Source organism: Noviherbaspirillum sp., from assembly GCF_035654295.1.
Lineage (GTDB): Bacteria > Pseudomonadota > Gammaproteobacteria > Burkholderiales > Burkholderiaceae_D > Noviherbaspirillum.
The window spans coordinates 12644-25326 of record NZ_DASRXF010000084.1 but is presented as its reverse complement, the minus strand read 5'-3'; the positions used below and the strand labels follow the sequence as shown (position 1 = coordinate 25326).

The 12683-nt window shown below is 58.3% G+C and carries 9 protein-coding genes; 1 reads left to right on the top strand and 8 read right to left on the bottom strand.

The annotated features are described in order from the left end of the window. Positions 1-27: 27 nt before the first annotated feature. The 3 genes from VFF99_RS08985 to aat all read right to left on the bottom strand — a co-directional run bounded on the left by VFF99_RS08985 (position 28) and on the right by aat (position 2664). Positions 28-1071 carry a quinone-dependent dihydroorotate dehydrogenase gene (locus tag VFF99_RS08985; protein WP_325017044.1) on the bottom strand — a complete coding sequence of 348 codons (1044 nt, stop codon included), beginning with the start codon at positions 1069-1071 and terminating at the stop codon, positions 28-30. Between the two features lie 59 nt (positions 1072-1130). Next, the gene (locus VFF99_RS08980; protein WP_325017042.1) at positions 1131-1865 is read right to left on the bottom strand and encodes an arginyltransferase; all 735 of its coding nucleotides are present in this window, start codon (positions 1863-1865) and stop codon (positions 1131-1133) included. Between the two features lie 76 nt (positions 1866-1941). Further along, positions 1942-2664: a leucyl/phenylalanyl-tRNA--protein transferase gene (aat, locus tag VFF99_RS08975; RefSeq protein ID WP_325017040.1), complete on the bottom strand. Its 723-nt coding sequence runs from the start codon at positions 2662-2664 to the stop codon at positions 1942-1944. Positions 2665-2848: 184 nt separating this feature from the next. Here aat and VFF99_RS08970 point away from each other — a divergent pair, with 184 nt between their 5' ends. Next, positions 2849-4051, top strand: a complete 1203-nt coding sequence (locus tag VFF99_RS08970; protein WP_325017038.1) for an ammonium transporter — start codon at positions 2849-2851, stop codon at positions 4049-4051. Positions 4052-4128: 77 nt separating this feature from the next. On the opposite strand, the gene VFF99_RS08965 is transcribed toward VFF99_RS08970, so the two are convergent. The 5 genes from VFF99_RS08965 to VFF99_RS08945 form a co-directional block, all read right to left on the bottom strand. Then, a complete protein-coding gene (locus VFF99_RS08965; RefSeq protein ID WP_325017036.1) occupies positions 4129-5319 on the bottom strand; it encodes a glycosyltransferase in 1191 nt (396 codons plus the stop codon). Then, the gene (locus VFF99_RS08960) at positions 5273-6682 is read right to left on the bottom strand and encodes an O-antigen polymerase (protein WP_325017034.1); all 1410 of its coding nucleotides are present in this window, start codon (positions 6680-6682) and stop codon (positions 5273-5275) included. The genes VFF99_RS08965 and VFF99_RS08960 overlap by 47 nt, the downstream gene beginning before the upstream one ends. A gap of 117 nt (positions 6683-6799) precedes the next feature. After that, entirely contained in the window at positions 6800-8050 is a 1251-nt protein-coding gene (locus tag VFF99_RS08955) for a hypothetical protein (RefSeq protein WP_325017032.1), read from the bottom strand. A 434-nt stretch (positions 8051-8484) separates the two neighbouring features. Further along, positions 8485-9954 carry a DUF1565 domain-containing protein gene (locus VFF99_RS08950; protein WP_325017030.1) on the bottom strand — a complete coding sequence of 490 codons (1470 nt, stop codon included), beginning with the start codon at positions 9952-9954 and terminating at the stop codon, positions 8485-8487. Positions 9955-10457: 503 nt separating this feature from the next. Further along, positions 10458-12377: a flavin reductase gene (locus tag VFF99_RS08945; RefSeq protein WP_325017028.1), complete on the bottom strand. Its 1920-nt coding sequence runs from the start codon at positions 12375-12377 to the stop codon at positions 10458-10460. Positions 12378-12683 lie beyond the last annotated feature (306 nt).

Here is a 12683-nt window from a genome sequence, read left to right as displayed (position 1 = left end):
CCGCCGTCGGCGGAGCATGACAGAACTTTAACGCGATTTGCGCAGCGCTGCCGCGCACTCCTTCACCAGCGCGGGGCCGCGGTAGATCAGACCGGTGTAGAGCTGCACCAGTGATGCGCCGGCGGCGATCTTTGCCTGTGCATTCTCGCCGGAGAGGATGCCGCCCACACCGATGATGGGCAGGGCATCGCCCACTTCCGCCTTCAGCGCGCGGATCACTGCGTTCGACATCTCGAAGACCGGGGCGCCGGAAAGCCCGCCGGTTTCCTCCGCGTGGGAAAGGCCCTTCACCGCATCGCGCGTGATCGTCGTGTTGGTGGCGATGACCGCGTCCATCTTGTGCCGGAGCAGCGCGGCGGCGATCGATTTCACCTGTTCGCCATCGACATCCGGCGCGATCTTCAGCGCGATCGGCACGTAGTGCTTGTGCTTGTCGGCCAGGCGTTGCTGCACCTCCTTCAGTTGCGACAGCAGTGCGTCCAGCTCGGAACCGCCCTGCAGCTGGCGCAGGTTCTTCGTGTTCGGCGACGAGATGTTCACCGTCACATAGCTGGCGTAGGGATACACCTTCTCCAGGCAGTGCAGGTAATCGTCGGCGGCGCGTTCGATCGGCGTATCCGCGTTCTTGCCGATGTTCAGTCCGAGCACGCCTTCCTTGTTCCGGAAAAATTTCGATGCCTGCACATTGGCGACGAAGGCATCGACGCCGCCGTTGTTGAAGCCCATCCGGTTGATCACCGCATTGGCCTGCGGCAGGCGGAAGATGCGCGGCTTCGGATTGCCCGGCTGCGGCCGCGGCGTGACGGTGCCGACTTCGATGAAGCCAAAGCCGAGCGCTGCCAGCCCGTCGATATAGGCGCCATCCTTGTCCAGGCCGGCCGCGAGGCCGACGGGGTTGGGAAAGGTGATGCCCATGACGGTGCGCGGATCGGACGCCGGCTTGCCGGCCAGGGCCGTCAGTCCGCAGGCGGCCGCGTTCTTCAGCGCGGGCAGAGTCAGGTTGTGCGCGGTTTCCGGGTCCAGAGAGAACAGCAGGGGGCGTGTGAGGGCGTAAAGCAGTTTGTCGGACATGGGAAACCGGCGCAGTGAAAACCCGCTATTTTACTATTGCAGCCGCTCAAAACCGGAAATCAGGTCTCCGCCTGCCACGGCTGCCAGCGCCCGCGCTGCAGCGCTTCCAGCGGCTGGAAGTTGACCTTGTATGCCATCTTGCGGCTGTCGCGGATCCAGTAGCCCAGGTACACATACGGCATGTTCAGGCGCCGGGCCTGTTCGATCTGCCACAGCACGTTGTAGGTGCCATAGGATGCGCCCTCGACGTCGGGATCGTAGAAGGTGTACACCGACGACAGCCCGTCGTTGAGCACGTCGATGATGCTGACCATGCGCAGCGTGCCGCTGGCGTCGCGGAATTCGACGAGACGGGTATTCACCTTGCTCTGCAGCAGGAACTGCGCATACTGGTCGCGGCTGTCCTGGTCCATGCCGCCGCCCGCGTGGCGGGCCGACTGGTAGCGAAGGTAAAGCTCGTAGTGCTCAGGCACGAAGGAGAGCGTGCTTACCCAGGTCTCGAGCTCGCCGTGGCGTTTCCACGCGCGGCGCTGGCTGCGGCTCGGCGTGAAGTCGGCGACCCGAACGCGGACCGGGATGCAGGCATTGCAGCCGTCGCAGTAGGGGCGGTAGGTGAAGATGCCGCTGCGTCGAAAGCCGTTCTTCACAAGCTCGGAATACACGTCGGCGTTGATCAGGTTCGACGGCGTCGCCACCTGTGAACGCGCTTGCCGCCCTTCCAGGTAGCTGCAAGGGTAAGGCGCGGTCGCGTAGAACTGGAGCGTCGCAAACGGCAGGTCTTTGAGGTGCGTCATGTGCGTGATGCCTGGCTACGATACTGGTAATTTACACTGTAAGCGCCGGCGCCGTGAGAAGCATCTTCAACGAGGCTCAGTACAGGTCGACCGGATGCCACACCTCGATGGGTGGAAGCCGCGTTGCCTGCCGCAAATGCCTGATGAAATCCTCGCGCGGAATCGCGACGGCGCCGAGCGATGCGAGGTGCGCTGTCTCCTGCTGGCAGTCGATCAGCGCTACCCCGTTCAGCCGGAGAAAGTGGACCAGGTAGGCCAGCGCAACCTTCGAGGCATCCGGTACGCGCGCGAACATCGACTCGCCGTAGAACATCCTTCCGATGCACACGCCGTAGGCTCCGCCGACCAGTTGTCCGTCCAGCCATACTTCCGACGAATGCGCAAAGCCGCGCCGGTGCAGACCGGTGTAGCCGCGCACGATGTCCTCCGAAATCCAGGTGCCCGCGCCATCCCTGCGCGGCGCCGCACAGGCACGCATCACGCGCTCGAACGCGGAATCGAAACGTACTTCCCATCGGTGGTCGGTGGCGATGCTGCGTTGAACTTTCTTCAGTGTTTTTTTGAGACTGTGCGAAATGCTGAAGCGTTCAGTAAACAGCACCATGCGCGGATCGGTGCTCCACCACAGGATGGGCTGGCCCTCGGAAAACCACGGAAAAATCCCGCACCGGTACGCCTCGAGCAGGCGCGCCGGCGACAGGTCGCCGCCGGCTGCCAGCAGGCCCGGTGCACCATCTTCGTCCGTCAGTGCCAGCGAGACGTCAGGAAAGGGCGTGTCCGCCTCCAGCCATGGAATCATTCCGCCTCCCCAAACTGGGCCGGCGCCGTGCACCGGTAAAGTGCATGCCGGGCATGCGAACATGGCGTCAGAAAAATTTCCATTTATAAATCAGTAAGTTGCCGATCCGCACCAAAATGGAATGAATTTTGCATCATCCCCGAGCATTAAAACAATCTTGCACACTTACAGGGAGAGTCTTTTCATGGAGGCGTATAAGAACGGCGCCGATGCCTTATTCATCCTGCTCGGCGCCATCATGATTCTTGCCATGCACGCCGGGTTCGCATTCCTGGAACTCGGCACGGTCCGCAAGAAGAACCAGGTCAATGCGCTGGTCAAAATCTTAGTCGATTTTGCCGTGTCGACGATTGCCTATTTCTTTGTCGGCTACAGCATTGCCTACGGCGTCGACTTTTTTGCCGACGCTGCCACGCTGGCACAGAAGAACGGCTATGAGCTGGTCAAGTTTTTCTTCCTGCTGACCTTTGCCGCCGCGATCCCCGCCATCATTTCCGGCGGCATCGCCGAGCGCGCCAAATTCTATCCGCAGCTGGCCGCGACCGCACTGCTGGTCGGACTGGTCTATCCGTTCTTCGAGGGCATCGTGTGGAACCAGAAGTTCGGCATCCAGGCCTGGCTCAAGGCGGCGTTTTCGGAAGAGTTCCACGACTTCGCCGGCTCCGTGGTGGTCCATGCGGTGGGAGGCTGGGCGGCGCTGCCTGCGGTGCTGCTGCTCGGCGCGCGCCGCGGACGCTACTCGAAGGACGGCGCCATCGCTGCGCATCCGCCCTCCAACATTCCCTTCCTCGCGCTCGGCGCCTGGATCCTCACGGTGGGCTGGTTCGGCTTCAACGTCATGAGCGCGCAGGCGCTAGACAAAATGAACGGCTTGGTCGCGCTCAATTCGCTCATGGCGATGGTCGGCGGCACGCTGGTGGCCGTCCTGCTCGGCAAGAACGACCCCGGGTTCGCCTACAACGGGCCGCTGGCCGGCCTGGTTGCAGTGTGTGCGGGTTCGGACCTGATGCATCCGCTCGGCGCGCTGATCACGGGCGGCATCGCGGGCGGGATTTTCGTGTGGATGTTCACGCTGACGCAGAACAAGTGGAAGATCGACGACGTGCTCGGCGTGTGGCCGCTGCACGGCCTGTGCGGCGCGTGGGGCGGGATCGCGGCGGGAATCTTCGGCCACAAGGCGCTGGGCGGCCTGGGAGGCGTGGCCTTCATGTCCCAAGTGGCGGGCACGTTGATGGGCGTGGCGATTGCGGGCATCAGCGGCCTGGCGATCTATGGGCTGTTGAAGAAATTCGTCGGGCTGCGCCTCGATCCGGAGCAGGAATTCGACGGCGCCGATCTCTCGATCCATCGCATCAGCGCGACGGCGGAACGCGAGACGAGCTGGTAAGGTGCTTGCTCCAGAAAAAGGGGCCGCCGAAATGCGGACTCTTTTTCATATGCCGGCGTCGCCGAGATCTCGCCCCTTCACGCATACATGTGACTCACCAACTTCTTCACCGAGCTCTGAATAAGCCAGCCGTCGCGAATGATCCGGATCATCTCCTGCGACAATGATGCGTACCGTTCGCGATCCGACAAGAGGCTGAAGATCGCCTTTGCCAGTGCTTCCGGATTCTTGTCAGGTACGGTAAGTCCTAACGAAGGTTCCAGCAGCTCTTCAATCGATCCGGTCCTTGTAGAGATCACGGGAATGCCGTAACTCATTGCCTCCATCAGGCATACGGGGACGCCTTCATGGTGTCCCTCGCCCAGGTTCACGCTTGGAAGAACGAACAAATCGATGTGGCCGTTCGCGTAAAGGCTGAACAGTTCCTTCTGGCTCAGGTGACCAAGAAACTCCACGTTGCCGGCCAAGCCGAGAGAATGCGTCAAATCCTCCAGATCAGTCCGCAACGGTCCTTTACCCGCGAGTTTCAACCTCACCGGCATGCCCCAGGCGAGAAGCAGCGCGGTTGCTTCCAGCAGATAACGATGGCCTTTGACTTCGAGCATGTTCGCCGCACAAAGGATCACCGGGACATCATTGTCGAAGTGCTGACGCCCTGACGGATAGACGTGGCTTACTCCCATTGGAATCATCATCGCCTTGCGCTGCGTTACGCCCAGGCGGAACGCGTCTTCCATCCCGCGGCGTGAAATAAAACGCGCGAACCGGGCTGTTGTCGACTTTACGGAGAGGAGGTTGTTTTCGTATATGTCCCAGCGATGACAGGTGAAGGACCACGAAACGCCGGACATCTTCGATGCAAGCATGGCCATTGTCGAACTTGTGCCCGCCCAATGCGCATGGATATGGCCGATGCCGCACCGCTCGATTTTCCAGGCAACCCACATCGCTTTCGGAAAGACGGCCAGGTTCTTGAAAATATGCTTGACCGGCAGCTGCAATATGCAGCCCAAGGCGCCGAGAGTCCGCAACGGGTGCCGCAACAGTGTCCTGACCGCTCCCGAAAGCACGGGAAAGGAAAGCAGCTGTTCACCCAACACAAGGACGCGCGGTACCTTTGGCGACCATTCCCGGCGATGATGTCCTCTGGGAAGGAGTGGAATGATAATGATGCCGTCGACATGTTCCTTCAGAGTCTCAATTTCCGGAATAAGAAAAGTTTCACCGTCGCCAAACGGGAATGATGCGGTGATGTATGCGAGATTCATAAGAGTGGACATTTGTCTTTCTTGGGATCCGTCGAACGAAAAGCAACACGATGATTGGAAGGCCAAACCCTTTAAAAAACGCGACATGAAAACCGACGAGGTCGCTGGAGACGAAGTTCAACATGCTTGCCACGCCGGTTGCCACCAAGGTCCCGATCGCGGCGTCCCTGTTGCTGAAAGTGGAAAGGCGTGCGACATACCGAATGATCATGGCGGTCAGTACGCCCCACAAGATCATTCCGAATGGACCGAAATTCATGAATGCCTCGGACAGGAAGAAAAACTGCCTTCCTTCATTTCGTTTGGTCATTCCATAAAAAGTCGCCGCGTACCAATTGGATAAGCCGTCCGGCCTTTCGGGCCAGATAACCCCCGGAACGAGCATCAAGAGCGAGCGCACCGAATAGGCGCCGAACCCAAGGATGTACTCTTCGCCGACCGTTCGGACGACTTGAGGCAGGGTCTCGAACGGAATGGCGAAGTTCCCGGTCGTCAGTGCGTAGAAAAGGCCTGGGTTGTGCTCTTCGAGCCGCTTGTTCTGTTCCATCAGCATCGGAAGGATGCTGTCGACGTTGTCGTAACTGGCGCCGCGTATGAGGCCGATGAAATTCAACAAGAAGAAAATCGTGGCCGCGATGGCGGCGATCCGCAGTAGCGAGAGACGCTTGTAGGCGGCGTGATACGCGTACACGACTGCACCCAGAAGCACGAGCAGCGCTCCTCTTCTCCCCATCAGGAAGAACGTCAAGGTGAGCGACAAGATCATCATTACCGCCAGCCACAACTGCGCCTTCGATCTTGATATGAATGCCGAGAAAAGAAGATAGACGGTCAGCGCGGTCAGCCAGTCGAATGCAATCGCGTAATGTCCCGCATCGTTGAAAAGTTCAGTGACCCTGTATCCGACAAGCAGCAAGTTCAGGATTCCGCCGACATGAGAGCCCAGACGCGACAGCATCCACAGGCTGACAAGCAGAAACATAACAAAAACCATTTGCTCATACAAACCCATCGTTGCTGCCGGCCGTTCGACCGGACTCCTGACGGCCGGCGGCTTGAGCCGGTAAGCAATAGCGAAGGTGATGTTGAAATATGCGCACATCACGAGGGAGATGGGAATGTATTCCGTAAACAACGCAATTTGCGGACTGATCATCCCATCGACGCTGATCGTGAAAATTGAACGTATCGACAGTGGCAGGATGTACAACGCCACGACAAGCAGGAAGTAGATCGGCAAAGCGCTCTTTCCCAGCGATCCCCTGACAAATTGAAAGCGCCTGTTCATCCCAAGGATCCATACGGCTACGGCAACCGAGATGAGATAAACAAGAAGCCCAAAAAAAATCAGTCCGTCGAACACTTGCTTTCCTAATGTCGTGTTTTGAATAGTGGTTGCAGGGGAGTGGAGTGTTCGAAGGATCGAGGGCCGCCGGCGCACTACGAGCCTTGTGCTACTTCATCCATTGCTTCATCAACTTCAAGAGTCGGCTGCCCTTTTGACGGGCGCATAAAAGTACTTCGCCAAAACGACGATTACCATGGAAGCCATCACCAGTTCGGCAGTCGTCCATGCCACTGCCGCTTGCTCGGATCTGTCGTCGCCGGGGTAGGCAATCAGGAGGAAAAACAGCGTCAGTGCACACGTGATCAGTCTCACGATCACCATCATCGCGTTGACGCGGAACTTTCCGATCGCCATCAGCGCCGGCATGCCGACGTATCCGATATACATGAACGGCACACCGAGAAGAATGAGTTGAATGGAACGAGTTGCTCCTGCATAAGACGAGCCGAAGATCACGGGAATAAGGAAAGGAGCGAGCTGCCACGCTACCCCGACACTGATGACAATCACGATGAGCGGCCAGGCAAGAGTCTTCAGGTCGACGGCGACATCGTCAGTCGTTTTGGCGCTTGACCAGCGATTGAATAGAAGCGGGGCAACCATCGTCAAGGGAAGTATCGATGCTTGATAGATATATGCGGCGAGCGAGAAGAATGCGACGTCGTCATAGCCGCCGCCAGCCCGGCGAAGCAAACTGATCGTCAGAACTGGCTGCATCGCCATCACGATGGACTGTACGAACGTCGTGCTCCCGTTTGAAAGAAGATTCTTCCAGGGGAGGGAGTTGTGGCTGAGTTCCGAAAGAAATGGGCGCGAATATCGGATGGTGACGATTGCGCTCAGCGATCCCGCAATCGCATACGCCAGTATCGGGTCGAACCAGTTTGTGCCGAGCAATAAAGTTATTGCGGTGAAGAGAAACAAGGCGGGCAGGATCGTTATGAACGAGAATCGCCATCCGTCATCGGCCGTCAACAGAATTCCACGCAGGAGGCCATGCACGATCAGTCCTGCAACGGCAAGGGCCAGAAAGAGGGTGTCTGAGAAGCGGAGCTTTCCTATCGGAAGAAAATTCAGTTGCTCAAATGGGACGATCCAAAGCGGGACAGTCACCAGGAATATGGCAACGGCCCCATATTTCATCGACCACCGGGAAAGTTGACCGCGGGCTATGTGCAGCCGGTTGATACCGTAAATAAAACTCTGCGGCAGGCCGAGCAAAAGCCCGACCACCAGAAGGTCGACAAACGCCTTCACCTCCGAAAATCTTCCCTGCTCGTCTGGGCCAAGAATGCGTGCGATGAAAAATACTGTGAGAAAGATCGCGCCCGAGCCGAAAGACTGAATAGTAATAGTAGTTAAAAATTTCTTTATCGATGCCATCGCGGCGGATGTACTTCCAGCTTCAGAAATTCACGGGCAACCTATCGCGCATGCGGCGTGCAGCACAGCAACCCCACTATCACTGCTTGTTGCCAACCTTAAAATGATAGGAGGCGGTCAGGAGAAAGATAATTACGAAATATCGATACCGATTGCTGCCGCCGCAATGCATGTATCGACTTATTTAATGCTTTGAAAGTCTTCATAGCCGTCGCCGATGCCCGTGCCGCTCGCCGTCATGCATTTCGCCGGAGAACGAAAAAAAGCCTGCTAAAGCATTTGCTTTAGCAGGCTGAGAATGTGCAGCTTGTGTTGCGTTGTTAAATCACTTTTCCATCTTCGAACAGAAATGTCGCGATGACCGGTCGGTCAAGCGGGAGCTCTGTAAGCCGAGTTCCCGTGCCCAGTAGAATGAGCTGCTTGACCAGCGGGGATCAGTACTTGTACGCCCCCAGATCAACCGGCGAGCCGGAAGGACGTGCGGTCCCTGCGAAATCGACGGACGGCGCGTAAGTCGCCAAGCCCCTGCCGATCGCCGGCGACGTGGACTGGAGGTGGTAATCACCTGTCACCGTGCCGGTGTAGTTCTTGAACTGCGGATCGTTGGCGATATCTCCGGTGGGCCGCAGGCCATTCTTCAGCGCGTAGTTCGAACCCAGGTTCCCGTAGACCAGATTGTTCGCGTACACGTTATGGGTGCCAGTCGCACCATCTTCCGAAATACCGTGCCTGCCGCCGAGGTGGCCGTTCTTGTACACGATATTGTTGGCAACGACGGTATAGTCATTGAGGGTCGCATCGGCGTCACCGGCGCCAACCAGGATGCCACCGACCAGGTTATTGAATACCGTGTTGTTGGCGATGAGGGTCTTGGTCGCACCGTGCCACATATGGATACCCCAACCTTGCGAGCCGTGAACGATGTTGTTGCGAACGGTTTCGTTCTGGCCTTCGAGGTAAATCGTATGCGTCAGATAGCAAGCCACACCGGTGTTGTTGCCGACGTTGTAAACCCAGTTGTTTTCGACAACGTTGTAGCTTCCGCGATAGGTGTGGATACCCGCGCCGCCGCCGGAGGGGCAGAGACCCGGAATGTCATGAACCTTGTTGCCGACGATGCGGGTGTAAGAACCATACGTCTCGATACCCTGCGTGCCGGAGGGGTTGGTGAGCTCGAAATCCTGAATGCCGATGTAGTTGCCGCGCGGCTGGAACATACCGACGATCTTCGCGCCCCACTTCGACTGCGAGACAAAGGTGATCGGTGCGGTGGACGTGCCGCTGGCGGAAACGATGACGTTGCCACTATACGTACCCGGCGCGACACGAATGGTCGTGCCAGCCTTGGCGACGCTTGCTGCTTTCTGGAGCGTCCTGAACGGCGCAGACGCGGTGCCGGGATTGGAGTCGGAACCCGTCGGCGAAACGTAGCGGTCATTGGCGGTGACAGCCGGGGCCGGGGTCAGAGCCGGAGCCGGTGCCGCACCGGGAGCAGGCGCAGGTGCCGGAGCGGGCGCAGGTGCAGGTGCAGGTGCAGGAGCAGGAGCAGGTGCAGGAGCAGGAGCGGGTGCAGGAGCAGGTGCGGGTGCCGGAGCAGGTGCCGGAGCGGGCGCAGGTGCCGGAGCGGGCGCCGGAGTTTTAGTACCTTTACGGGCATAGTATTGCTGGACGAATTCACTCCATATCGCGGACGGATTTTGCAGGCGATATAGGGCCCATCCGGCTTGCAGATCGGTGGATTCGGCTGCTGCGACTTCGGTGCTCGCGGCTACATCGGCCGCTTGCATTTCTTCGGCCGTGACATCGCCGCCTCCGCCGCCGCAGGCGGACAGTAATACAGAAGCAGCAGCACAAGTGAGGGCGGCCATCGAAAGTCGTTGTGAATGCAGGTAATTCAAAATCATCCCCTTTGCAGATCGTTGGAAACACTGCTCGTAAGCAAGTGATTACTGAGAGCAATGCTCTTCGGAAATGGTTCCGAATATCTGCAAAGGAACTTTAAGACGGTTTGTAACAAGGCTTGCGCAACAAACCGTCAGGCGGATACCTCCTCCTGGGAAAGTGTTACAGGCATTTGCAACGTAGCGCAGCGGAGTGCGTCATTATTTGAAGACGCGCAATTCCCTGCCTTTTTTATGGCGACTGAGGGAGCGACCGGGCAAAAAACCGGGGCGAGCGCGTGTCCCGCCGTGCGGCGAACCTGTAAGCCGTTATCGTTTTTTCTCTGCTCGCCCGTTAAACTTGTCGGTTCTTCAGCTAAAGCGGGACTGGCAGGCACGCTGGTGCAAGATGAGTAAAGCAGTAAGCTTGATGAGAAGACATGGCCGGCTCGCGACGGGCGAGGCGGCCAGGTGGCGGCAGAGGAAGAACTGGAAAGGGTAGTGTCAGCAGGGGGGCCGCCGCTCCATCAGCCGCGCTCGGTGTTTCCCGCCTCATTGTTGAGGGCAGCCAGAGGTGGCATGAAGCGGTACGCGAGCTCCCACTTCTTTCGCCACAGGAAGGCCAGTGTTCTCGACCCCTCGTAAAAATTCCCGAACTCGAGGAATTGCGTGGATATCCTGTTCTGATAGAAGAAGAACGGATGCGGCCCTGACTCCCGGCGTTGCGTGTCGCGGTACATGCCGGAAACCTCGAGTGTCCCCCCGCCCCAGGGGAAATTGAACATGTACCATGCAGCCTGGCTGCACATCGTGAAGCGGCAAGGATGCGCGGGGTCGTGCGGGCTCATCGCGACAAGGCCCGTCGCCGGATCAAAACGCAGTTGCTTGTCGACGTCGGTCAGGTGGATGGTCAGTGCTGGAACGCGCTTTCTCTGACGCGGAAAATGCGCGGTAAAGGCCGTCATGGAATTCCGGGCCGCCTTCATCAATTGTTCCTCAGGCACCGCAGGCGGAGTGGGGTCAATCGCCTTTTCGGCGTTGAAGTCTTCCCGGTAACGTTGCAAGGCATTGGCGGACGCAGCGTCATCCTTCTCGAGATTCCACACGTCGCCGGGATACATGAAGTGCAGTCCCGGAATTCCTTGCCCCGCGATTGTGTCGGGTGTATTGATCCAGGCATTCATGCGCCGGTTCTCTTCATTGCAGAAATAAACGAAGCTCGCAAACGGCACGATATGGTCAGGTTTGACTATGCGGGCCTGCCAGCGAAGTTCATCGAGCTTCTTTTCGCTGCCGCCCAGCTCATCGTGATCGTTCCCCACCCAGTTGGCGATCGAGAACTGGGTAAAGAGTACGGTGATAGGCCCGAGCGCTGACTTGACGTAGCGGAGCTGCCTCGGGTTCAGCACACAGTCGTTGAGATTCAGGATGCACTTTCCCTCGCTTCGCACGGCAAGGAATGAATCCATGCTGCCCACGGAGCCGCAATACACCTCGATGTCCTGCTCAAGCTTCGTCCATTGATAGAGCGGCAGTTCGGTCACGCGGGCGAAGCCGAGTTTGCGCAGCGCATCGACGATACGTTTGGAAGTATGGTTCTGGTAAAGGACGATGATGCGCTGCTTGTCGACGAGAGGGATCGCCTTCAGGGTCGGGAAATGGAAATGGTCCGGGTGCTCGTGGGACAGCCATAGATAATCGACGGTGGACCAGTCCACCTGCATTGGCGGACTTACTTGCGCCCAACTGTCGTTGAAGACCTTCCCGCTGAGCCACGGGTCGCAGACTAGCCGCTTCCCCCGGGCCAGAACGGAAAAGCTGGCGTGGCCGATAAACTGGATTTGCATGTTTCTGTCACCTCCCGCGCGTGCGCGCGACCTGGCCTGCATCGAGCAGGCTGCTCGTTTAGGACGCTGGCGGGGCTGGGCCACGCCGAGTGGTTCAAACTTTGGAAGCAGCGCGGCGTACGCCCCGGCCTGAAACACCAGGGGCGGCAGGTTGGACCTGTCGAAATCGATCACCTCGCCTACCAATATAAGGTGATCGCCGGCCTCGTGCCGGAATGCGGTCTTGCACTGCAGCCGGGCGCAGCAATTCTTCAATAGGGGCACGTCACCGAGGCCGGGCTCCACGTCAATCCCCGCAAACTTGTCATTCCCGCTCGTCGCAAAACGGCGCGACAGTGTTTCCTGCTCTGCCGAAAGAATATGGACCGCCCAAGTCTCGCTTTCGCTAAATGTCGCGAAACTGCGCGCGCCGCGGGACAGGCTCCACAGTATCAGGGGAGGATCGAGTGATACCGAATTGAAGCTGTTGACTGTCATGCCTACCGGACGTCCTTCGCTGTCGCGCGTAGTGACGATTGTTATTCCCGTCGTAAAGGTCCCCAGGGTACGGCGATACTCGCGCAGGTCGGACGCCGCTATGCATTGCATTTCCATCTTCATTGTTTGGCGGGTGGCTGGGGCAGGCTTTGATATATGACGTGCACCGGAATTTGCACAACGTTCACTGTACAGAAGCAGAGATAGAAAAAAAGTCGAAATTTTCGAACGTTCCCGGAACGTGTAAAGCTGCACGCCCTAACGCTGCTTGCTTTTCCCCTGGCCGCTTACTTTCGTTGTGCTTGGGCAAAGGCAGCCAATTCCACGCCGCAAAACTGGACAAGTTTTGCTCCAATCTAGAAATTGAATCGGACCAATGCGTCCGCGCGCGGTGCAGATCGAAATCTTGAACTTATTTTTCCCGTGGCC